The following is a 21,075-nucleotide window of genomic DNA, read 5'->3' on the forward strand; positions in this document are numbered from 1 at the left end:
ATGACGCACGTTCGAGTGCCGCTGCCGTCGCCGCCGTTGACCCGGACGTAGGTCAGGGTGCGGGTGGCCGGTTCCCAGTCGAGGATGACTGCGAGGAGTTCGTCGATCGGTATCGCCTCCGGGTGTCACGGGGCAGGGACGCGGCGGACCCGACGATTCTGGCCCTCACGTGCAGCTTTGCCAACCGACTGTCAGGTAGGTGACGGCGGAACTGGCCAGTGGATTGCAGAAGTCAGCTCAACGGCCACAGTCGATCAACTGAACTGGCTGCCAGCCGTGGCTTGCCTGTCCGAGATGGAGCACATACGTTCAGGTGTTCGCCGGGCGGAGGGAGTGTGTGATGCCGAGCAGGTGGCAGTTCGTGGTGCCGGGGGTCGATCCGGCCGGGGTGCGGCTCGAACACGTCCACGCGGTGGTGTCCCGCTGGTTCGATGTGGACGAGGCGGCGCACCGGTCGCACGCGAAGGCGTACAGCGTCAGCCCGCCGGTGGCCCACCCGGCGGGCACCCTCGTCGAGGTCGGCCTGCTCGACGACGCCCTGGTCGACAAGCTGCGGGCCGGGGCGGCGACGGGGGCGGTGATCCGGTTCGGTGGTCAGGTCGGCGCGCTCGTCACCGGCGCGCGGCAGGTGGCCGGGGTGTCGTGGCTGGAGCTGGGCCGGCCGTCCGGCGACGCGGCGTGGTCGCTGCGGTTCCTGACCCCGGCGACGTTCCGGCGGGGCAACGGCTTCACGCCGTGGCCGGACCCGTGGTCGGTGGTGGCCGGGCTGCGGGCGGTGTGGCGGGCGAGCGCGCCGGCCGGGCTGCCGGAGCTGGTGCTGCCGCTGCCGGGCGTCGGCGGGCCGAGCGGTGGCGGGCCGAGCGGTGGCGGGCCGGGGGAGCGGCCGGACCGGGACGCGCTGTGGGTGAGCGACATCGACGGCACCAGCGACGTGGTCAAGGTCAACGGGCGTACGGTGTCGGGCTTCCTGGGTCGCATCCGCTACGTCTGCGACGGGCCGACCGCCCTGGTCGGCGCGGTGGACCGGCTGATGCGGCTGGCACCGTACAGCGGGGTCGGTGCGCAGCGCGGCCGCGGCTTCGGCCTGGTCCGCCTCGAACCGACCTGGCGGTGAGCGACTCCGGTGTGCTCGGCTCAGGCTGGTGCAGAGTGTTGCCGACAGCCCAGAAATTTATGCCACATTCAGTTGTATATTTCCGATTCGGGCGATGATGTCGAGGTGTCCGCCAAGCCCCGCGACGTACGACCTGAGAGACTCCAGGCTGGTAGCTTCGCCATTCTCGATCTGGCTGATCCGAGCTTGCGACAGTCCTGCTGCCTCAGCGAGTTGCACCTGAGTCATGCCCAGCTGCTTGCGGATCTCGGCAAGCTGGACACCGCTCACGGACGCCAACATCTGCTGACGCATCTCAGCACGTCGAGCAACCCGGCTGGGGTTGTCCCACTCGGGATCGGCCGCGCGTGCCTTAGCCTTGACGTCTCGCCAGTTCGTCGGGCTCATCAACATTCTCCTTGAGTTTCATCAGGTGCTCGTCGAACCTCGCATCGGCTAGCGGGATGGCTGTCTCGAACCAGGCTTTCCGCTGGCCAGACTTGTCACCCGCCACGAGGAATATCGCCTCCCGAAGGGGATCGAAGGCGAAGATCATCCGGATCTCTGTATCACCTGTCGACCCTGGCCGGAGCTCTTTCATGTTGTGGTACAGACTGCCTTTGAGTCGGTCCACAAGAGGCCTTCCTAGCGCGGGTCCGTGCTCGGCCAGCAGGTCTACGGCCTCGGCAACCCGGTCGGCGGTGGCCGGGTCGGTACGGCAAAGGTCGATGAACCAGTCCTCGACCTCAGGATGTAAGGACACCTCTACATGGTGTGACTATAAGCCACGCTTATTATTGCACGCACCCCCAGGTATCCGAGCGCAGCGCCCGGAGCAGGTCGATCTTGCGGAAGCCGGGCCAGTAGACGTCGCAGAAGTGCAGCTCGGAGTGGGCGGCCTGCCACAGCAGGAAGCCGGACACCCGGCGTTCCCCGCTGGTGCGGATGACGAGGTCCGGGTCCGGTTGCCCACTGGTGTACAGGTGGGCGGCGATCTGGTCGGCGGTCAGTCGCTGCGCGATGTCGTCGAGCGTCGCCCCGCGCCGTGCCTGGTCGTCCAACAGCGACCGTACGGCGTTGACAATCTCCTCGCGGCCGTCGTAGCCGATGGCCACGGTCAAGTGGCGGCCGGTCGCCCGCTGCCGGGTCGCCTCCTCGGCGAGCTTCAGCGCGTGCCGGGTCGAGTCGGGCAGCACATCGCTAATCGGCGGGCGACCGGGTAACGGCGGGTGGTGACAGCGGTAGGAGACGGGACGGTCCGGCGGTGAGCTTCGGTGTCGACCTGGGCGATATCGACCCGTACGGCGGGATTGGATCGTCGGACGGGGACCGCGCGCCGACCAAGGTGATCTACGTCGGGGTGCCGGGCGCGACGGTACGGGTGGCGGCCGGCCGGCTGGTCGTGGACTCACCCGATGGCGTCACCCTGCTGAGCGTGCCGGCCGGTCACGTCCGTGGCCTGGCACTGTGCGGGCCGGTGGGGCTGTCGGCTGGTGCCCGCAACTGGGCGCTGCGCGGCGACGTCGACGTGGTCTTCGCCTCCTGGCGTGGGCAGTATCTGGGGCACCTGGCCGGGGCGGGCACCCGGCGGGTGGAGCGGCTGCGGGCGCTGCTGGGTGCCTCGGACGACCCGGGGCGGGCGGTGACGTTCGGCCGGGCGGTGGTGACGGCGAAGCTGTCGAAGCAGGCGGTGCTGCTGCACCGCAGCCGCCGGCAGGAACGGCACGACCAGGTCGATGCCGCGATCCTCGGGATCATCCGGTCGATCGACACCGTGGCGGGCGCGACCAGCCGGGACGAGATCATGGGGGCCGAGGGCGCGGCCGCCCGTGCCTACTTCGCCGCGCTGGGCGCGTTGCTGCCGGCACCGCTGCGGTTCGCCACCAGGTCGCGTCGACCGCCGCTGGACGTCATCAACTCGGCTTTGTCGTTCGGCTACACGCTGCTACTCGGCGAGGCGGTGACCGCGTTGACGGCGGCGGGACTCGACCCGGCGATCGGGCTGCTGCACACCCCGGCGGACCGGCGGCCGAGCCTGGCGTTGGACCTGATCGAGGAGTTCCGGCCGTACGTGGTGGACCAGGTGGTGCTGCATCTGGCCCGCACCGGCCGGCTGGGTCTGGAGCACGGCAGCGAGGAGACCGACCGGGCCGGAGTGCTGCTCAACCGGGAGGGGCGGGCGGTGCTGATCGACGCGTACGAGCAGCGGATGGCGACAGTGACCCGCAGCGCGCTGCCTGGCTTCACCGGGTCGATCCGTCGTCACCTGCACCGGCAGGCGCAGCGGCTGGCCGCGTGGGTGGAGCGGGACGTGCCGTGGGACGGGTTGGAGTGGCGTTGACGACGGTGCTGGTGTGCTACGACATCTCGCGGGACAGCCGCCGGCTGCGGGTGGCGGCGGCGCTGCACCAGTGGGGCGAACGGATTCAGCGCAGCGTCTTCCTCTGCCAGCTCGACCGGGCAAGGTTGCCTCGACTTGCCGCCCGGTTGGAGGCGATGATCGACGTGGAGACGGATACGATTCACATCGTGCCGATCTGCGCTGGCTGTCAGGATCAGCTGGTGGTGATCGGTCAGCACCGGATCGACCCGGAGCCGCCCTACTGGGTGGTGCTGTGATGAAAGGTACGGAGGGTGCAAGGTAGGTCGGATGGCGGACGAGTCGGGCCTGGTTAGGCGATCATGAAAATCGGCGGTACGCCGTGCAAGCCCCTGAGCTGCGGAAACGTTCAGGAACGTGACCGGCGTCACCCGTCGAATGTGGAGCTCTGGAGGTCGCCGTGCAGAGGGCGTGCATCTGTGCTGGTCACGGCCCCGCCAGAGCGGGTAGGGTCAGAAACCACGTCACGCCCAAGGGCGTATAGAAACCCGTCCTAGCTCGATTCGTGCGATCCGGTTGGGGGCACTCGCCAGGTCAGAAACCACGTCACGCCCAAGGGCGTATAGAAACCTCAACGCCATGCCGTCGACGTAGGCCGTAACGCTGGCCGGTCAGAAACCACGTCACGCCCAAGGGCGTATAGAAACGAGGGTGAAGACACTAAGCTCTCGGCTACCGAACGAGTCAGAAACCACGTCACGCCCAAGGGCGTATAGAAACTCGGAAAGGTGTCCGGTCAGGGGGGACTCGGCTTGCTCGAAGTCAGAAACCACGTCACGCCCAAGGGCAATGCCACGTAGCCTAGGTTGATCTTGATGGTGGCTGGACCCGATGGATGTGGATGGTCGGTGGACGCTGGTGGCGGATGCTGGCCGGTTCGTGGGGTTTCTTGACCCGGTACTGGTTGTGGCGGGCGCGTTTGACCGCGCGGGGGCAGGTGCGTTCGCGTCGGGTGGGGATCAGGAGAGCGGCGATCCGGGCGAGGTGGGTCGGTAGCTGGTCAGCCCAGTCCTGAGCCTCGATCCACCGATGAAGGTTTGACCGGCAGGACCCCGGCTACAGAAAGTGCCCTCTGAACTGGAAGGATAGGAGTTCTGACGCTTCTATCACTCGGTTCGAGAGGGCACCTCGCAGGTGAGAATACGCCAGGACGCGCCGGTGGTGCGCGCGACGTTCGACGATCCGAATCTGGTGTCGTGTGCCGGTCTCGTTCCGGTGATGCGCCTTGCCGAGCAGGCCGGTCTGCACGACGCGGTCGCAGACCGGGTCAGGCTACCGACGGACAAGGGCGCGAACCCGGCCGGCAAGGTCGCCACGATCGTGGCCGGGATGCTCGCGGGCGCGGACAGCATCGACGACCTCGACATCGCCCGGCACGGCGGCATGCGGTCGCTGTTCGGCGGCGTGTACGCGCCGTCGACACTCGGGTCGTTCCTGCGTACGTTCACCCACGGGCACGTACGGCAGTTACAGGCCGCCGCCCGCGACACCCTGATCGGTCTGACCGGCCGGGCACCGATCCTGACCGGCGCCGACACCCTGTGCTTCGTGGACATCGACTCCATGCTGCGGCGGGTGTACGGCAAGCAGAAGCAGGGCATCGGGTTCGGCCACGCCAAGGTCGGCGGCTACAACGTCTACCTGCGCGGCTACAACCCCCTGGTCGCGACGCTGTCCACCCCGCTGTCCGCGCCGGTGATCGCCGCCACGAGGCTGCGGTCGGGTAACGCCGGCTCGGCCCGGGGCGCCGCCACCATGATCGCCGAGGCCATCACGACCGCCCGGGCATGCGGCGCTTCGGGGGAGATCATGGTGCGAGCGGACTCGGCGTTCTACGCCAAGACGGTGATCAGCGGCTGCCGGCGTCGTGGCGTGCGGTTCTCGGTCACCTGCCGCATCGACCCGAAGATCCGCGCCGCGTGCGACGGCATCGCCGCCGACCAGTGGGTCGACATCACCTATCCGCAGGCCGTCTGGGACGAAGACGCCGGCCGGTGGATCTCCGACGCGCAGATCGCCGAAACCACGTACACCGCGTTCGCCGGCACCCGACACGAGGCGACCGCCCGGCTGATCGTGCGCCGCGTCCGCCGCGACGACCCGCAACAGATCCCCGGCCAGGACGAACTCCTGCCGACCTACCGGTACCACGCCGTGTTCACCGACAGCCCGTACACCCTCGTCCAGGCCGAAGCCCAGCACCGGCAACACGCGATCATCGAGCAGGTCAACGCCGACCTGATCGCCGGGCCCCTCGCCCACCTGCCCTCCGGACACTTCAGCGCCAACGACGCCTGGCTGACCTGCGCCGCGATCACGCACAACCTCACCCGCGCCGCCGGACACCTCGCCGCGGGCACCTGGTCGACCGCCAGACCCGCCACCATCCGGACCCGGATCATCACCGTCGCGGCCCGCCTCGCCCACCGGGCCCGCACCATCCACCTACACCTGCCCGAGTACTGGCCCTGGCAGGCGGCGTTCGACAACCTGTTCACCGCCGTCCAGCCGGCACCCGGCTGACCACACCCCACCAGCCGAAACCAGGCGGCCCGACCACAGGCCACAATCCCCGTTCCACCTCGAACCCTCACCCTCGGAGCAAGCCGATCACGTGATCGGCGACTCCCTCACGCCCGCCCCACCACCCCAATACAGAAATGTTCAACCAACATTTAGCGGCAACCGCGTCGGTGGATCGAGGCTGAGGGGGGAATGTCCGCCGTGCCGGTGGCGGTGCGGCGGATCAGGCGCAGGGCTCTGGTGAAGGAGATCCTGTCCGGATCGAGGTCGGCGGCGGCGGACGCTTTCGCTGTCAGCGCGCTGATCGCGTGGTGGACGATCAGGTAGGCCCAGATCTCCTGATGGGCCAGGTCCGGCAGACGGGACCGCAGCACCCGTCCGGGACCACGGAGGTGGGTTTTGAGCTGGTCGTTGGCGGTTTCCTCCTCCCACCGCTCGTGGTAGCCGCCAGCTAGTTCGTCGGCGTGGGCGTCGGCGGGGTCGACGATGGTGGTGATCAGGGCGATCAACTCGCCGGTGCCGTCGCCGACGCGGTCGGGAATGTCGTACTCGACCACCCGGGCGAGGTGGACGACCGGCAGGCCCCGGTCGTCGAACGCGTCGGGAACGCTGTTGATGTCGGTCAGGTCAGCTCCGGCGCGGGCGGCCGCGAGCAGTCGTTCCCGTCGACCGCCACGGACGGTCGGTTTGATCAGGACGGTGAGATAGGTGCCGTCGGACAGGATCTTGACCACGGGCAGGTCGAGCTGGGTCGGGGCCCGCCACAGCAGCGCGGCGCCGGTCGCGGCGGCGGTGTCCCACGCCTGCCAGGAGTAGAACCCCCGGTCGGCGGTGAGTAGTTCGTCGGACCGTAGCCGTGGGTACAGCCGCTGCGCGAGGGTCTTCTCCCCTTCCGGGTAGGCGCCGATCTCGGCGGCGACGAAGGCGTGGGTGCCGCACTCCGCGAGGGCCACGACCCGGGCCTTCGGAAACGCGGAACGGTTCCCCCCTGACCCGGCGTAGCCGAACTCGGCCGCGTTGGCCGTGCTGTCGGGCACATCGACGGTGAACCCGTCGATCGCCAGCAGCCGCCACCGGCGTAGGAACGACCCCCGCGCGGTGCCCAACGCGCCCGCCGGCGCTGTCGGGCCCGCCTCGCCCGCGACCGGCCCGCACGTGCGCTCGAACAGCTCGGCGAACACCCGGCGGCCCAACCGTTTCCGCGCCTGGCTGATGGCACTCGAGGTCGGCACGCTCCACGCCGCGTCCCAGCACCCGAACCGGTCCAACGACCCGGTGACCCTGGTCGCGACCTCGGTGTAGTCATCGTCGGGGAACAACGCCAACCCCAACGTCAGGTAGGTGCTCACGTGCGCCGGCAGTTTCCCGTCCGACCGCTGCTCCCGCACCCCGCACACCTCGATCGCGGCGTCGACCTCCTCCCGCGACACCTGCGAGATCAGCACCCCGAGCGTCACCTGATCCGGCCGTACCACTGGACGGTCCACCACATCCACCGACATGACCCGTGATCAAAACAGTCAGCCGAGCCGTGGTCGTCCCGCCACGCCGCACCGCCCAGGAGTCCACATCAAACCCGCAGGTCAAACCCAAGATCAACTTAGGCTACGTGGCATTGCGCCCAAGGGCGTATAGAAACTACATCCGGGACAGTGCCGGATCGACGGTCAGCTCAATCTGTCAGAAACCACGTCACGCCCAAGGGCGTATAGAAACGTGTTGACCGGCCGCCACGGCTCATCCGGCACCGCCATGTCAGAAACCACGTCACGCCCAAGGGCGTATAGAAACCGGTTACCTCCACATTCTTACCTGCGTGGCGGGCGAGGGTGTGTCAGAAACCACGTCACGCCCAAGGGCGTATAGAAACAACTCGGCCAGGACCGGAACCGGGTGCGCACCAACTGCGTCAGAAACCACGTCACGCCCAAGGGCGTATAGAAACTCGGGGTTCAGTCGGAGGGAAACGGCGTCGCTCATTTCGGGTCAGAAACCACGTCACGCCCAAGGGCGTATAGAAACCGGCGTCGATGGCCTTTTCGGCCCAGTCGTCGCCGGCGCGGGTCAGAAACCACGTCACGCCCAAGGGTGTATAGAAACTCGGTTGCACTTGGAGCTGATCGACCACCGGCGCGGCACACGCGTCAGAAACCACGTCACGCCCAAGGGCGTATAGAAACCGCTCGATGGCGGCGGCGGTGGTGTTGGCGGCTTCGACGAGTCAGAAACCACGTCACGCCCAAGGGCGTATAGAAGCACGAGGTCGGTCGGCGGCACACGGCACAGCGCTTGGCGCAGCTTGTCAGAAACCACGTCACGCCCAAGGGCGTATAGAAACGGCGACGGTTGGTCCGCCGTCTGGTCCACGGGGGCGGTGACGTCAGGAACCACGTACGCCCAAGGGCGTATAGAAACCTGTTGCGGTGGACGGTGACCCAGGTGTCGTGGTCGGCGCTCGGAAACCAAGTCACGGCCAAGGGTGTGTAGAGACTCGTCAACGATGATCGTGGATGCTGTGGCTGAGTCTCGCTGACCGGGTCAGAAGCCGTCTGGCGGCTCGGTGTTGCCCGATGCACGAGGAGCGCCCGCGCTCGCGGCACGGTAAGGTCCGGCGGCATGTACCCGGACAATCGGCGCGTTGCGCTCGTCGCTGTGGTCGGCGGCTTCCTGCTGGGGTTCGTCGACTTCGTATGGATCAAGTTCATGCCCTGGTGGCCCCTTGCCGACCTGGGCAACTCGTCTGCGGTGTGGGCGGTCGCTGCGTTCTTCTTCGGCTACTGGATCCGTACCGGGTGGCTGCGGGCTGCTGCCGGTGCCGCCGCCGGACTGGTGATCGCCGTCCCCGCCTACTACGTGGCGGCGGCGCTGATCCAGGGCGACGACTGGTCGCTGCTGTGGGCGCCGACGTCGCTGCTCTGGATGGCCTTCGGGGTCCTCGCCGGAGTGGTCTTCGGCGTAGGCGGTGTCTGGGCACGCGGCTCGGGCTGGCGGCAAACCATCGGTACGGCCCTGCCGGGAGCGGTGTTCTTCACCGAGGCGGCGTTGGAGGCGGCCCGGCTCGGCGATCCCAGCTACGGCAGCGAGCAGATCCCGCATGTCGTGGTCCGGGCGGTGCTCGGCGTACTGGTGATCGTTCTTGCCGGTCGGACCACCCGCAACCGGATCCTCAGCCTCGCCACGGCGCTGCCGTTGGCGCTGCTCGGCCTCGGCGCGTTCCTGGTAGCCGGCTTCCGCTGACCGGGCCGGAGGGCTTACTCGTCGAGCAGTGCGGCCGTGTCGAGCGTGAACCGGAACGGTTGATCGGTGGTCAAGACGTCGCCCTTGGTCGCGGTCACGTGCTCGACGTAGTGCTCGTTGTCGAGCCGGAAGAGCCGGAGTGTCACCGCTGACGGACCCGGCACTGCGGGCTCAAGCAGCAGATACCACGAGATTCGGGCGGCGGCGTACAACTGCATCTTGAGCAGTCGATCGGTGGCGGCGTTGCTCGGAGACGTGATCTCGCAGATGAGCAGGACCTCAGCCGCGTCGGTAACGGATCCCTCGCTGCCAGTGTCTGCGACGACGAGGTCCGGGATCACGATCCGATCGGTACGCAATCTGACGTTGATCGCCTCGTACGCCTTGAGGCCGGCAGACCGGGCCGCCGGATACAGCGCGGACATCAGCAGGAAGGAGAGCTGCCGATGACGCTTGTTCGGTGCGGGGCTGATCCACAGACGACCGTCGACCAGCTCGGTCCGGTCAGGTGTCTGGCCCAGTGCGAGGTACTTCGCTTCGTCCCAGGTTCGGTTGGGATCAAGGACGTTCACGCGTCACCAGTGTCAGGAGGACGAGCGTCCCCCACCCCAGGGATGGGGTGGGGGACAGGGCGATCGGCGGTGGTCAGTGGGGGAGGGTGCCGGTCTGTAGGGCGGTGGTGAAGGTGCCCCACTGGGTCGTGGTGAAGGTGAGGGTGGGGCCGGTGCGGTCCTTGCTGTCGCGTACCTCGGCCTGGCCGGCGTGCCGGCGGGTCTCGACGCACGCTCCGCCGTTGCCGGCGCTGCGGCTGGAGGTGAACCAGGGGGTGTCAGGCTTCATCGTAGGTGCTCCTCGATCGGGACCGACTGTTGGCGGATCAGCCGGAAAATTCGACGGTACTCCGCCAACTCCTCCGGCCGCTCCAGGTAACGAGCGCCCATATGCGACTCGACGTAGGCGACGTCCGGGTCGTCTGGGTCGGCGAAGTCGAGCAAGATGAACTGGCCGGAGAACGCCGGGTGGGCACCGACGGACCAGGGCAGGACGCGGACCTCCACCCGCACCCGTCGACCCAGGCCGGCTAGGTGGGCGCGCTGCTCGGCCATCACCGCCGGGCCACCGACCTCGCGGATGAGTGCACCCTCACCGAGGATCGCGACGATCCGGGCCGGCTGCTCGCGGTCGTAGTAGGAGATCTGTCGGTCCAGCCGCAGTGAGACCAGCCGCTCGATCTTTTCCTGTGGCGCGTCCGGATAGGTGGCGCGGAACACCGCGCGCATGTAGTCCGGCGTCTGCAACAGGCCGTGGATCACCTCGGGGTCATAGACCCCGATCTCGGTGGCGGCGGCTTCGAGGCCGACGTACAGGCGGAACCAATCTGGTACGGCGTCGCCGTGCGACTCCCACCAGCCGTGCTCGTCGCTGGCCCCGGCGAGCCGGGTCAACGCGTCTGTCGTCTCCGGGTCGGCACCGTAGAACCAGCAGAGACCGCGAACAGTGTTCATCTTGACCGGGAACTTGCCGTTCTCGATGCGCCACAACGTCGTACGCGAACAGACCTTCGCCCGCTCCACCTCCTGCTCGGTGCGGGCCGCCTCCTCCCGCAGCCGGCGCAGCCGCCGCCCCAGCTGACGGCGCACCACAGTCGGTCCGGTGACCGGCATCGCTTCACCTTCCTTTCGTCCGACACACCCAGCACCCGTGCCAATGTTTCAAAAAGCAACCGCTGGCCGGGCTGGTCGCCGAAATCGCCACATCACAGTGGAGACAAGCCGGCGTCCACGATTGAGTCTGCCGTACGGGCGCTGGAAATGTGGTCCGCCACAAGGGTGAATTCACGAAATCCGGTATCTCATGACGGAGGTTGCCAACATGAGCGAGCGCACCACCAGCGGCGGACACGTACCGCCGACCGGCATGTCCCGCGTCGACCGCGCGGGCCGGTCCGAGTTCCCACTCGACGGGCTGCTGACCTGCGCCGGCTGCGACCGTCGGCTGGTCTGCCTGCAGACGTTGAGTGGCCGGGCGTACGGCGCGCCGTGCGGCTGCCGGCCCGGCCCGGTCAACGCCGAGAAGCTCGAACGCCTGGTGCTCGACGCCGTCGTCGCGCACGGACGCGGCATGCTGATCCAGATCGAGGACGCCGCCGACCCGGGCAGCCTGATGCGCCGCTTCCTGGCCGAGGTCCACGTCGGCAACACCATCGACGAGCTGGACTTCAGCTGGCTGTACTGACGACCTCGGCTCAGGAGCGGGGGGTGGGCGGACACCAGCGCCTCCGTGCCTGCCGTGGGGGCGCAACCTACCCGAGACGTCGGTTCCGCGAGACCCACCGAGCAAGACATCGAGACGTCTCCATCTCTTGACATCATACATCATACGACCTATGTTATCGGCATGTTTCATGCTTCCTCTGCGGGAGGGGATTCAGTGCTCCGGAGGTGCTTGCTCTCGCGGTAGCGGCGGAAGAAACGCGGCACCTTGGACGTTCGTGCGCACCATTCCAAATGCCGGCGTCGCCGGCCTGCGGCACCAGAGTGAAAGGATCAGGATGTGAAGTCAGCCGTTTCCATCGCTGGGAGATATCTGCTGGCAGTCGCGGTCTTCGCCTCCGTCGTGTTGACAGCAACAGTCATGAATCAAATGCCGGCTTCGGCTGCGACCCAGGCAACCTACTATGTTGCTCCCGACGGCAACGATGCCAACCCCGGAACGATCACGTCACCATTCAGAACCCTGCAACGCGCACGGGACGTGGTTCGTACGATAAACGGGAACATGACAGGTGACATCTACGTGTATCTCCGCGGCGGAAGCTATCCGGTGAGCAGTACGATCGAGTTCGGGCCGAGCGACTCCGGTACGAACGGCTACCGGATCATATATGCCGCACATGCCAACGAAACACCAGTCCTCGAAGGCGGTGTGCAGGTCACCGGATGGACCCAGCACAGCGGTGACATCTGGAAAGCTCCGCTCGACCGAGCCAACAAGCTGCGTGCGCTCTACGTCAACGACAAGCGGGCGTACATGGCTACGAAGACGATCAACTCGGCTGGATGCCACGGAACATACAACATCACTGCGGGACAGGCCGCGTGGGCCTGGGAGTCGGGCTCACAGTGTGAGGGTGCGAGATACAGCCTGTCTGACTTCCCCGCTATCGCCCGCAACCAGGACGATATCGAGATCGAAACGGCGACCACCTGGACCACCGCCATCGTGGGAGTCCGCCAGGTGACCACAACGGCCGATGGTAGGAATCGCGTTGCGTTGTTCCAGCAACCGGGCGCGGCTATCGCCCAAGGCGCGTACAACGGCAACGCTCAGGTCGGTGGAAGCCACAAGGTCATGAACGCCTACGAGTTCCTGGACACGCCCGGCGAGTTCTACTTCGACAAGACCAGCCAGACGTTGTACTACTACAAGGCCAGCTCGGAGAACATGGCGACCGCGACGGTGTTCGCGCCGAACAACGTGACTACCGTGCTGCGGATCGCGGGCGTCTCGACGGGCAGCCACGCCCGCAACATCACGATCTCCGGCCTCACGGTGCAGCACTCCGACTGGAACCTGTTCAATGTGGCCGGCTCCGCATTCAAGCAGGCCCAGCAGGGCAACCTGGGCGCCCTCGCATACGCGAAGGGAAACTTCCATGTGTACTACTACCGCAATGTCGACGTTACTCCTGGCATGATCCAGATCCAGAACGCTGATGGGATAACGCTGCAACGCAACAGGATCCAACATACCGGTGCCGACGGGATCAACATGGTCAACGATGTGCAGGACACACAGTTGATCGGGAACTATACCAACGACATCGCCGGATCTGCTGTTACCGTCGGTCATCCTCAGCACGTCTACATCGGCGACCACACGGCGACCAATCGCGAAAAGTACTCCCCTCAGGTTGAAGGATTGCCCAGAAACATCGAGATCAAGAACAACTACATCTATGACAGTGCCGTGCTGTTCAACGGGCACAGTCCCATCTCGGCATACTTCGCCGACACTCTCACCATTCAGCACAACCTGATCGAGAAGACTCCATGGTCCGGAATAACGCTCGGATGGGGTTGGTGGAACTTCGACGGGTCATCGGGCTCGATCGCACCCAACCGGCCGACGGTGACAGCGAGAAACAACAACATCAGCTACAACCACATCATCGACACGGTGCAGCGTCTCGGCGACACGGGGCCGATCTACACCCTGGGCAGTCAACCGGGTACCACGGTGCACGACAACTATCTCCAAGGCGTCCCGGCTGGCCACAAGTACGGACTCCACCCGGATGAAGGCTCGGCGTACATAACTTTCCGCGACAATGTCCTCAGCGTGGACAAGAATGTCACCTGGCTCATCAACTCCGACGATTGGGGGCGCAAGCACGATCTGAGCATCACGCAAACCTACGGCCCGATCAACAAGGTATCCAACAAGAATCTGCCGAACAGCACCGTCCACGATATTCTCGTCTCCGACGACTATGTCTGGCCGGCGGCAGGCTATGGTATCGCCGTGAGATCTGGACTTGAGAGTTCATATCAAGATATCATCCCGCAGAGCAATCTCTTCTCACCCGACTACGCATTGCCGGCCAGCACGTTCGTCAGCAGCGAGAGCGCATCGATCCCGGTACGAAGCGCCGGAGACGCGACCAGGACGATTTGGCTGGCACCCTCCGGTACCACCGCCTTCGCTGCCGGCCCGACGATGACCAGGGCCGACGGCACCGCAACGTCCATAGCTGTTCCGACGACACCGGGCGACTATCGGCTCTACATTCTGGACGCTCAAGGCAACCGATCAGCTGAGTCCAGGTCGATCGTCAGGCAGCAAAGCGGCGGCGGTCAGCAGAACGTCCAGATTGTGGGCGGCCAGTCAGGCCGCTGCGTGGATGTACCCAACTTCACGACCACCAACGGCACCCAGGTGCAGCTCTGGGACTGCGCCGGCGGCACGAACCAGCGGTGGACCTACACCGCCAACAAGCAGTTGACCGTGTACGGCAACAAGTGCTTGGACGCGTTTGGTGCGGGCACGACCAACGGCACCGTGGTCGCCATCTGGGACTGCCACGGCGGCCTCAACCAGCAGTGGAACGTCAACTCCAACGGTACGATCACCAGCGTTCAATCCGGACTGTGCATGGATGCGAATGGCGCTGCTACCGCCAACGGCACGAGGATCATCCTCTGGTCGTGCAACGGCGGCGCAAACCAGCTGTGGAGCTTCCGCAACTGACCAAGTCCCCCCGGCTCGGCCGACTCTGCCCGATCCCGGACCACATGGGCCCTCCACGGCAAGCCCTGCCGTGGAGGGCATATTGGCTCAGGCCGACTCAGGGGCGGGCGGACCCGTTCTGACCCGGGTCGGGCCTCTTCGGAGTCCGCTGCCGGTAGCTGTCTGCCTGCTCCTCGAACCGCTCGAACAGCCGGTCGAAGAAGTTCGCCTGCTCGTAGCCGTTGCCGTTGCGGGCGTGTTCGGCGAGGAGGTTCTCCAGCCGATCCGATTCGGCCTTGCGTTCGGCAAGGAACTCCCGCACGACGGCGGCCAGGTTCTCGTTGGCCAGTTTGGCCGCACCGCCGGCAACCGGGCTGTCCACGAGCCTCTCCAGGACCGTCGACCACTGCCGGCTCATCCGTTCCACGTACTGTGCGCGTCGGGTGTCCACGTCGTACTCGTAGTCGAGCTTGATCAACTGCTCCCAGTACGGCTCGACGGCCTGCTTGACCCGGTCGTCGAGCGACGGCGCGCTGCAACTCCACCTCCGCTGAGCACCTCCCTCGGCAGCCCGTCCGACGACCAGACGAAGCTGGCGTGGGCGGCATGCGGTTGCAGCTGCCGGTGCTCCGACCAGGTCACCAGCTCGGCGACGATCCGGTCTGCGGTGCGCGCGGTGTACAACTGGCGGATGCCCTGAGCGACTGAGTACGTGTACTGCTGCATCGGATCCTGGGCGATGCGGCGCCGCCCAGGTCAGCCTGCAGAAAGCACTCAGTGAACTTCGGTCGGAGGGCATCGTCACGACCCACTACCGGGGGATCGTCGTACGAGACAGCGAAGCACTACGCTGGTCGATGCGCCCGGTGTATCGCCCGGGGCGGAGGGCGAGGGATCGCAAGTGTCTCTGACAGCTGAGCCGAGCATCCTGTTGGCGTCTCGGCGTCGGCGCGTCGCTCCGATGGCAGGCAAGGTGCTGGCCGGAGCACTCGGCCTCGCCGGTGCCCTCGCACTCATCGCCGTCCTTGTCGACCCGGGCACGGTTGCGGTCACCCCGCCCGTACTGCAGATCGGCGGGGCGGCGCTCGGCGTGGCGATGTTCGTCGGCGGTATCATCATCGGCACGGACGGGGTGACCGACATCCTCGCCGCCCGGCGGGTCAAGCGCCTGATGCCACAGAAGACGATCCTGCTCAGTGCACAGGGGCTGCGGTTCACCTCGGCGTACCACGGCCAGGTGCTGGAGATCTCCGTCCCGTGGGACGAGGTCGAGGCCTGTGCCTTCCGGTCGGGTCTCGGCGGGAACGAGTTCCTCTGTTTCGACGTGCCGGGCCGGCGCCCGACACCGCCGGTGCCGGGCGAGTCGGCGCCGGAACAGATGATGCGGGTCGACATGTATGCGTTCGGCACCCCGTTCACCGTCAACCTGGCGAAATGCCAAGACGTCGACACCGCACACCTCGACCGTGAACTACGTCGTTGGACCAACGGCCGCTGCTATCTGCCGGCGAGGTGACCACCGGCCCGCCCGCTGCTCAGATCCGGTGGGTCAGGTTGATCAGATTGCCGTCGGGGTCGGCGAGGTGTGCCACCCGCTGACCCCACGGCATGTCGTTCGGTGGCGCCAGGACCGTGTCGCCGGCCGCCTCGACCTGGCCGAGCGGCGTGTCACGTCGTCGACGACGTAGAAGACCGGGCCGTCCGGCGGCTGCCGGCGGACCTGCTCGGCACCGAGCACTGTCTCGTAGAACTTCTGCAGACGCGGCTCCCGTCACCAGACGGGTAGGAGGTCAGGTCCGCCGTTCTCGGCCGACCGGGTCAACGGGGGAAACGAATCCCACAGGTAGAGAAAACACCGGACCCGGGGATCACCGTTCCATCTGAACTGGCTCTCAATCTCGAACCAGAGCGTGGCGACCCGGTCAGGAAGTTCGTCGTCGACCGGCAGGCCCACGTAGTCGGCGACCAACCGCAGGCATCGTTGATGCAGCAGGTCCGACTCGGTCTCAGTGGTATCGAGGTCGATGGCGGGCAGGGTTCGTCGGTCCACCGATCCGACGAACTCGCTGTGGTGCGGCATCCGGCAGTCAACCGGTTCCATCGCCCTGGCGGTGCCGTACTCGTTCCACTGTGGCTGGTAACAGCCGGGTCGCAGTGCGGCCCCGCCGGCCAGTGCGCCGCGAAGGCTCCCGGTCCGCGGGGCCACCTTGACAGGGGCCATCACACCGGTGACCTCGGCGAGGTCGCAGCGGAACCAGCGGGCCCCGCCGATCCAGGCGGTCTGCGTTGGCATCACGACGGTCAACTGGAGTAGCCCGTGCTGCCAGATGTCGCCGAGAAACTCGTTGGCGCGCGTCTCACACTCCTCGTGTGCTGCCTCATACGTCTGGTCGAAGCCGACCGGGGTGGTCGTCCGTCGCGCGGCGGCCCCGGTGAAGGTTCCGACATGCACCGTCTCGAACCGGTGCAGCCGCGTGCAGTCCACCGGCAGGTAGTACCTGGCGCTGCCGGAGCTGGCCTTCTCCCGGTGGCAGGTGCCGGCCTGCGGGGTGAACAGAGTCGGCTCGCCGAAGGTGGCCCAGCCGTCGGCCAGGTCACCGTCGATGCCCCGTGGCGGGGGCGCGCAGCCCGCCGTCACGGTCAGGGACAAAGCGGTGAGCAGCGCCGCCAGTGTCACCAGGACCGGCGACCGGCCACCGCCTCGCCGTCGTGTCATGATCCGACTGCCTCCACGTTCGCCAGCTCAGGCGGCGAGGGTATGACACGGGGGCCAGCCGGTAGCCGGCCGGGTGTCGGGACCGATCGGCTGGCCATTCCCGCACCCTACGGCCCGTTTCCGACACGCACGGCGGGCGCGGCTACTGCGTTCGCGGTATCGGCCTGCCTACGTCCGGACGACGACTTCCCGCACGGGTCGATGAAAGCATCGCTCCGTACGACACACCACCAGATCGGAGAAGGAATGTCTGGTCCGACCCGTCGTGGATTGATCGCCAGCGCTGCGGCGCTGGGGAGTGTGACGCTGATCGGAGGTCCGGCGGCAGCGGGAGCACCATCGAAAGGGGGCGTACGGGAGTCTCCGGTGATCCTGCCGGATGATCCCCGCTACGAGGATCTGGTGCTGCGCCGGACGAACGAGCGCTTCTTCCCGCGGCCCGGGTCGTTCCGGCTGCCCACGACCACCGAGCAGGTGGTGCGTGCGGTGACCGACGCGGTGCGTGCCGGCAAACGGGTGACCGTGCGCAGCGGCGGGCACTGCTACGAGAACTTCGTGGGCGACGGCGCCGAGGTGGTCATCGACATGTCCGCGATGCGTCAGGTCACGTTCGACCGACGCCGGGACGCGTTCATGATCGAGGCGGGTGCCAGCCTCTGGACGGTGTACGAGCGCCTCTATCTCGGCTGGGGTGTCACCATTCCCGGCGGCCAGTGCGGTGGGGTGGCAGCGGGCGGGCACATCCAGGGCGGCGGTTACGGCGCGCTGTCGCGGCAGCTGGGTTCGGTCGTGGACTACCTGTACGCGGTGGAGGTCGTCGTCGTGGACCGTTCCGGGCGGGCGCGGGCGGTCGTGGCGACCCGCGAGCCGGGCGACGAGAACCGGGACCTGTGGTGGGCGCACACCGGGGGCGGGGGCGGGAACTTCGGCGTGGTCACCCGGTACTGGATGCGTACCCCCGGGGCCACCGGTCACGATCCCGCCCGCCTGCTGCCGAGGCCACCCGCCGTGACGCTCGAAACGACGCTCGCGTGGAGCTGGGACCGGATGACCGAGGAGTCGTTCCACCGGCTGCTGCGCAACTACGGTGAATGGCACGAGCGCAACAGCGCGCCCGATTCGCCGTACGCCAGTCTCTTCAGCCTGCTGCTGATCACCCGCCGCACCACGGGCCCGGACGCCGGAGCGTTCGCCATGGTGACCGCCCTGGACGGAACCCTGCCCGACGCCGACCGGCTGCTCCGTGACTACATCGCCGAGGTCACCGAGGGCGTACCGGGCACGATCACGGTACAGCCGCCCCGCCGGCTGCCGTGGCTGGCCGGGGTGAAGGCCCAGTCGCTGAGCCAGGCCGACGAAGCCGGGATGCACAAGTTGAAGGCGGCCTACCTGCGGAAGAGTTTCACCGACGAGCAGATCGCGACCGCCTACACCTACCTGACCAGTGTGGACCATCAGAACGAGGCCGCGACGCTGCTGCTGGTGTCCTACGGCGGCAAGGTCAACGCCGTGGCGCCGGACGCGACCGCCATGCCCCAGCGGGACAGCATCATCAAAGCGGTGTACGTCGTCGTCTGGACCGATCCGGACCGCGAGCAGGCGAACCTGGACTGGATCCGGCGGTGGTACGCGGCGATGTACGCCGACACCGGCGGGGTGCCGGTCCCGAACAGCGTGAACGACGGCTCCTACATCAACTATCCGGACACCGACACCGCCGATCCGCGATGGAACAGGTCAGGAGTGCCGTGGCACACCCTGTACTACAAGGAGAACTACCGCCGGCTCCAGCGGGTCAAGGCCCGCTGGGATCCGCGTGACCTGTTCCACCACGCCATGTCGATCAGGCTGCCGCGCTGAGCGGGCGCTGAACGACGAGGAACGTGACCGCGGTGAGTACGGCCGCCGCGCCCAGGTAGACGCCGGACTCGGCGACCTGCAACTGCCAGTACGTCCACGAGGTGGCCTCGCGAACGGCGCGGGCGCCGCCCAACTGGACGATGCCCAGCACCGGCACGCTGAGCGCCATCGCGATGTGCGTGTTGCGGGTCACCGCACCCAACGCCGCGCCGAGGGTGAGCGCGAACAGCACCCGGGCGAGCGGGACCAGATCGTGCGACTCGTAGGCGAACCAGCGCATCGGGTCGCCGTCGGCCGTCGGCAACCCCCAGGTGACGACGGCGGTCACCACGACGGCGGCGGTCAGCGCCCCGGCCGCCGCGACCGCCAGCCGGGCGGCCAGCCAGTGGCTGCGCGGCCGGCTCTGCGTCCAGGCCAGCCGGTGGGTGCCCTGTTCCAGGTCGCGGGCCACCAGCGGCACGCCCCAGAACATGCAGACTCCGATGGTCAGGTAGCCGGCGAACAGCTGGGTGATGGTGACGAACTCGGCGTCGACGTGGGCGGCGGCCGTCAATCCGCCGTAGAGGCAGATCAGGATCGCGGCGGCGATGAACGGGAACCGCTGCTGACGCCAGGCGAGCCAGATCATCGGGTGTCCTTCCCGGCCGGCCGACCGGCCGCGACGAGTGCGGGCGCGGGCAGGCAGGCGGCGTCCGGGTTGCGCAGGTACGCCAGCACCAGCTCCTCCAGACCGGGCACCTGCCCGTCGTCGTGGCTGGCCGGCTCTCCGCGTACTGCGGCCGATGCCTGCCGGACCAGCGCGGTGGTCTGCCGGGCCGTGACGCTCAGGTGTACGGGCGGCGGGTCCGCCGCCCGCAGCCGCTGCGCCAGCTCGGCCGGCCCGGTCAGCACCCGGTGCGCCTCGGCCAGCTCGTCGAAGCCGCCGGCGACCTGCAGTCGGCCACGGTTGAGAAGCAGCAGGTAGTCGCAGGTGTCGACCAGGTCGGCCAGGATGTGCGAGGAGAGCACCACGGTGGCGCCGGTGTCGGCGACGGCGGCCATCAGCGCACCCATCACCTCGGTACGGGCCAACGGGTCCAGGTCGGCGAGCGGCTCGTCGAGCAGCAGCAGTTCGGCGCGTTTGCCCAGGGCGAGGGCCAACGCGACCAGGGTGCGCTGCCCACCGGAGAGGGTGCGGACCCGCTGCCGCAGCGGGATGCCGTAGTCGTCGAGCCGGGCCCGCGCCCCACCGGTGTCGAAGGCCGGGTTGGTGGCCCGGCCGAAGTGGAGCATCTCCGCCACGGTGAACCCGGCGAACAGCGGCTTGTCCTGGGCGACGAACGCGACCCGGGCCAGGTCGTGGCCGCCGCCGGTGAGCGGCCGCCCGCCGACCCGGACCTGCCCGGCGCTGGGGGTGAGCAGGCCGACCGCCAGGTGCAGCAGGGTGGTCTTGCCGGCACCGTTCGGGCCGACGAGCGCGGTGACCGTGCCGGCCGGTACGGCGAGCGTGCAGTCGCGCAGCGCCCAGCTGCGGCCGTACCGTTTGCCCAGGCCGGTGGTCTCCAACGCGGTCATCCGGTCCGCCCCGGCTGGTCGTCCGTCGTCCGGGGCGACGCGCCCTCGGCCAGTTCGGCCGCCAGGACGGCGCGCAGGTCGTCGTCGTCCAGGCCGGCGGCGCGGGCGGTGGCGACCCAGGCCGCGAGCTGGGAGCGGATCGCCGGGTCCCAGGCCGCGCGGCGCGCCGACAGCGACGCCAGTACGAAGGTGCCGACGCCGGGCCGGGACTGCACCACGCCGTCGCGTTCCAGTTCGCGGTACGCCTTGTGCACCGTGTTCTGGTTGATGCCGAGTGCGGCGACGACCTCCCGGGCGGTCGGCAGCCGGTCGCCCTCCTGCAGCCAGCCGAGCCGCACCGCCTGGCGTACCTGCTGCACCAACTGCAGGTACGGGGTGATGCCGGACCGGCGGTCCAGCCTGAACTCGATCACGCCGACTCCTATTCTGCTAGGTTGCTAGCAGAATAGCACTATGCCTGTTCGGGGTCGGGTGTGCCGGACG

General features: G+C 67.6%; 22 protein-coding genes and 2 CRISPR repeat arrays. Of the genes, 9 read left to right on the forward strand and 13 right to left on the reverse strand.

Annotation, left to right across the window (positions count from 1 at the left end):
• Positions 1-340 precede the first annotated feature (340 nt).
• Positions 341-1,114, forward strand: coding sequence for a CRISPR system precrRNA processing endoribonuclease RAMP protein Cas6 (gene cas6, locus EDC02_RS06905; RefSeq protein ID WP_123601236.1), 774 nt, complete (start codon positions 341-343; stop codon positions 1,112-1,114).
• A gap of 57 nt (positions 1,115-1,171) precedes the next feature.
• On the opposite strand, the gene EDC02_RS06910 is transcribed toward cas6, so the two are convergent.
• Genes EDC02_RS06910 through EDC02_RS06920 form a run of 3 tightly spaced genes read right to left on the reverse strand, consistent with a single transcriptional unit; the run spans position 1,172 to position 2,289 of the window.
• Positions 1,172-1,501 (reverse strand): helix-turn-helix transcriptional regulator, encoded by a 330-nt coding sequence (locus EDC02_RS06910; protein WP_123601237.1) that lies wholly within the window; start codon positions 1,499-1,501, stop codon positions 1,172-1,174.
• Complete coding sequence (locus EDC02_RS06915) at positions 1,467-1,856, reverse strand: type II toxin-antitoxin system RelE/ParE family toxin (RefSeq protein ID WP_123601238.1); 390 nt, start codon at positions 1,854-1,856, stop codon at positions 1,467-1,469. Before EDC02_RS06915 ends, EDC02_RS06910 begins: the two co-directional genes overlap by 35 nt.
• Before the next feature lie 31 nt (positions 1,857-1,887).
• Positions 1,888-2,289, reverse strand: coding sequence for an undecaprenyl diphosphate synthase family protein (locus EDC02_RS06920; RefSeq protein WP_233605777.1), 402 nt, complete (start codon positions 2,287-2,289; stop codon positions 1,888-1,890).
• Positions 2,290-2,357: 68 nt separating this feature from the next.
• Between EDC02_RS06920 and cas1 the strand changes: the two genes are divergently transcribed.
• The 3 genes from cas1 (at position 2,358) to EDC02_RS06935 (ending at position 5,996) form a co-directional block, all read left to right on the forward strand.
• Positions 2,358-3,434, forward strand: a complete 1,077-nt coding sequence (gene cas1 / locus EDC02_RS06925; RefSeq protein ID WP_123601239.1) for a CRISPR-associated endonuclease Cas1 — start codon at positions 2,358-2,360, stop codon at positions 3,432-3,434.
• The gene (gene cas2, locus EDC02_RS06930; RefSeq protein WP_158632082.1) at positions 3,410-3,712 is read left to right on the forward strand and encodes a CRISPR-associated endonuclease Cas2; all 303 of its coding nucleotides are present in this window, start codon (positions 3,410-3,412) and stop codon (positions 3,710-3,712) included. The genes cas1 and cas2 overlap by 25 nt, the downstream gene beginning before the upstream one ends.
• Before the next feature lie 212 nt (positions 3,713-3,924).
• Positions 3,925-4,271: direct repeats of the CRISPR family, unit length 37 nt; unit sequence GTCAGAAACCACGTCACGCCCAAGGGCGTATAGAAAC.
• A 336-nt stretch (positions 4,272-4,607) separates the two neighbouring features.
• Positions 4,608-5,996: an IS1380 family transposase gene (locus EDC02_RS06935; protein ID WP_199757495.1), complete on the forward strand. Its 1,389-nt coding sequence runs from the start codon at positions 4,608-4,610 to the stop codon at positions 5,994-5,996.
• Between the two features lie 152 nt (positions 5,997-6,148).
• On the opposite strand, the gene EDC02_RS06940 is transcribed toward EDC02_RS06935, so the two are convergent.
• Positions 6,149-7,483 carry an IS4 family transposase gene (locus tag EDC02_RS06940; protein ID WP_233605778.1) on the reverse strand — a complete coding sequence of 445 codons (1,335 nt, stop codon included), beginning with the start codon at positions 7,481-7,483 and terminating at the stop codon, positions 6,149-6,151.
• Positions 7,484-7,598: 115 nt separating this feature from the next.
• Positions 7,599-8,487: direct repeats of the CRISPR family, unit length 35 nt; unit sequence GTCAGAAACCACGTCACGCCCAAGGGCGTATAGAA.
• A gap of 125 nt (positions 8,488-8,612) precedes the next feature.
• On the opposite strand from EDC02_RS06940, the gene EDC02_RS06945 reads away from it, so the two are divergent.
• Positions 8,613-9,233 carry a DUF6518 family protein gene (locus EDC02_RS06945; RefSeq protein WP_123601242.1) on the forward strand — a complete coding sequence of 207 codons (621 nt, stop codon included), beginning with the start codon at positions 8,613-8,615 and terminating at the stop codon, positions 9,231-9,233.
• Positions 9,234-9,247: 14 nt separating this feature from the next.
• Here the strand turns inward: EDC02_RS06945 and EDC02_RS06950 are convergent, their stop codons facing one another.
• The 3 genes from EDC02_RS06950 to EDC02_RS06960 form a co-directional block, all read right to left on the reverse strand.
• Positions 9,248-9,805 (reverse strand): Uma2 family endonuclease, encoded by a 558-nt coding sequence (locus EDC02_RS06950; protein ID WP_123601243.1) that lies wholly within the window; start codon positions 9,803-9,805, stop codon positions 9,248-9,250.
• Between the two features lie 73 nt (positions 9,806-9,878).
• On the reverse strand, positions 9,879-10,073 hold the full coding sequence (locus EDC02_RS06955; RefSeq protein ID WP_123601244.1) for a DUF397 domain-containing protein: 195 nt from the start codon (positions 10,071-10,073) through the stop codon (positions 9,879-9,881).
• Positions 10,070-10,897, reverse strand: a complete 828-nt coding sequence (locus EDC02_RS06960; protein ID WP_123601245.1) for a DUF5753 domain-containing protein — start codon at positions 10,895-10,897, stop codon at positions 10,070-10,072. Before EDC02_RS06960 ends, EDC02_RS06955 begins: the two co-directional genes overlap by 4 nt.
• 208 nt (positions 10,898-11,105) lie before the next feature.
• Between EDC02_RS06960 and EDC02_RS06965 the strand changes: the two genes are divergently transcribed.
• The gene (locus tag EDC02_RS06965; protein ID WP_148083356.1) at positions 11,106-11,468 is read left to right on the forward strand and encodes a hypothetical protein; all 363 of its coding nucleotides are present in this window, start codon (positions 11,106-11,108) and stop codon (positions 11,466-11,468) included.
• A gap of 318 nt (positions 11,469-11,786) precedes the next feature.
• A complete protein-coding gene (locus EDC02_RS06970; protein WP_123601247.1) occupies positions 11,787-14,483 on the forward strand; it encodes an RICIN domain-containing protein in 2,697 nt (898 codons plus the stop codon).
• A gap of 97 nt (positions 14,484-14,580) precedes the next feature.
• Here EDC02_RS06970 and EDC02_RS06975 read toward each other — a convergent pair whose 3' ends face one another.
• Positions 14,581-14,940 (reverse strand): hypothetical protein, encoded by a 360-nt coding sequence (locus EDC02_RS06975; protein WP_123601248.1) that lies wholly within the window; start codon positions 14,938-14,940, stop codon positions 14,581-14,583.
• Between the two features lie 483 nt (positions 14,941-15,423).
• On the opposite strand from EDC02_RS06975, the gene EDC02_RS06980 reads away from it, so the two are divergent.
• On the forward strand, positions 15,424-15,978 hold the full coding sequence (locus EDC02_RS06980; protein ID WP_123601249.1) for a hypothetical protein: 555 nt from the start codon (positions 15,424-15,426) through the stop codon (positions 15,976-15,978).
• 19 nt (positions 15,979-15,997) lie between these two features.
• Here the strand turns inward: EDC02_RS06980 and EDC02_RS42685 are convergent, their stop codons facing one another.
• Both EDC02_RS42685 and EDC02_RS06990 read right to left on the reverse strand, forming a co-directional pair.
• Positions 15,998-16,237: a VOC family protein gene (locus EDC02_RS42685; protein ID WP_370461425.1), complete on the reverse strand. Its 240-nt coding sequence runs from the start codon at positions 16,235-16,237 to the stop codon at positions 15,998-16,000.
• Entirely contained in the window at positions 16,234-17,178 is a 945-nt protein-coding gene (locus tag EDC02_RS06990; RefSeq protein ID WP_123601250.1) for a septum formation family protein, read from the reverse strand. Before EDC02_RS06990 ends, EDC02_RS42685 begins: the two co-directional genes overlap by 4 nt.
• 366 nt (positions 17,179-17,544) lie before the next feature.
• On the opposite strand from EDC02_RS06990, the gene EDC02_RS06995 reads away from it, so the two are divergent.
• A complete protein-coding gene (locus EDC02_RS06995) occupies positions 17,545-19,038 on the forward strand; it encodes an FAD-binding oxidoreductase (protein WP_233605779.1) in 1,494 nt (497 codons plus the stop codon).
• Here the strand turns inward: EDC02_RS06995 and EDC02_RS07000 are convergent.
• Genes EDC02_RS07000 through EDC02_RS07010 form a run of 3 tightly spaced genes read right to left on the reverse strand, consistent with a single transcriptional unit; the run spans position 19,022 to position 21,005 of the window.
• Complete coding sequence (locus EDC02_RS07000; protein WP_123601252.1) at positions 19,022-19,666, reverse strand: hypothetical protein; 645 nt, start codon at positions 19,664-19,666, stop codon at positions 19,022-19,024. The genes EDC02_RS06995 and EDC02_RS07000 overlap by 17 nt on opposite strands.
• Positions 19,663-20,592: an ABC transporter ATP-binding protein gene (locus EDC02_RS07005; protein ID WP_123601253.1), complete on the reverse strand. Its 930-nt coding sequence runs from the start codon at positions 20,590-20,592 to the stop codon at positions 19,663-19,665. The genes EDC02_RS07000 and EDC02_RS07005 overlap by 4 nt, the downstream gene beginning before the upstream one ends.
• Entirely contained in the window at positions 20,589-21,005 is a 417-nt protein-coding gene (locus EDC02_RS07010) for a GntR family transcriptional regulator (protein WP_123601254.1), read from the reverse strand. Before EDC02_RS07010 ends, EDC02_RS07005 begins: the two co-directional genes overlap by 4 nt.
• Positions 21,006-21,075: the final 70 nt, after the last annotated feature.

The sequence above is a fragment of the Micromonospora sp. Llam0 genome (genome assembly GCF_003751085.1).
GTDB lineage: Bacteria > Actinomycetota > Actinomycetes > Mycobacteriales > Micromonosporaceae > Micromonospora_E.

Coding starts and splice junctions, on each gene's coding strand:
- EDC02_RS07005 (WP_123601253.1), bottom strand. CDS start 20,592: ATGACCGCGTTGGAGACCACCGGCCTGGGCAAACGGTACGGCCGCAGC.
- EDC02_RS06910 (WP_123601237.1), bottom strand. CDS start 1,501: ATGAGCCCGACGAACTGGCGAGACGTCAAGGCTAAGGCACGCGCGGCC.
- EDC02_RS06980 (WP_123601249.1), top strand. CDS start 15,424: ATGGCAGGCAAGGTGCTGGCCGGAGCACTCGGCCTCGCCGGTGCCCTC.
- EDC02_RS07000 (WP_123601252.1), bottom strand. CDS start 19,666: ATGATCTGGCTCGCCTGGCGTCAGCAGCGGTTCCCGTTCATCGCCGCC.
- EDC02_RS06945 (WP_123601242.1), top strand. CDS start 8,613: ATGTACCCGGACAATCGGCGCGTTGCGCTCGTCGCTGTGGTCGGCGGC.
- EDC02_RS06965 (WP_148083356.1), top strand. CDS start 11,106: ATGAGCGAGCGCACCACCAGCGGCGGACACGTACCGCCGACCGGCATG.
- cas6 (WP_123601236.1), top strand. CDS start 341: ATGCCGAGCAGGTGGCAGTTCGTGGTGCCGGGGGTCGATCCGGCCGGG.
- EDC02_RS06960 (WP_123601245.1), bottom strand. CDS start 10,897: ATGCCGGTCACCGGACCGACTGTGGTGCGCCGTCAGCTGGGGCGGCGG.
- EDC02_RS06990 (WP_123601250.1), bottom strand. CDS start 17,178: ATGACACGACGGCGAGGCGGTGGCCGGTCGCCGGTCCTGGTGACACTG.
- EDC02_RS06955 (WP_123601244.1), bottom strand. CDS start 10,073: ATGAAGCCTGACACCCCCTGGTTCACCTCCAGCCGCAGCGCCGGCAAC.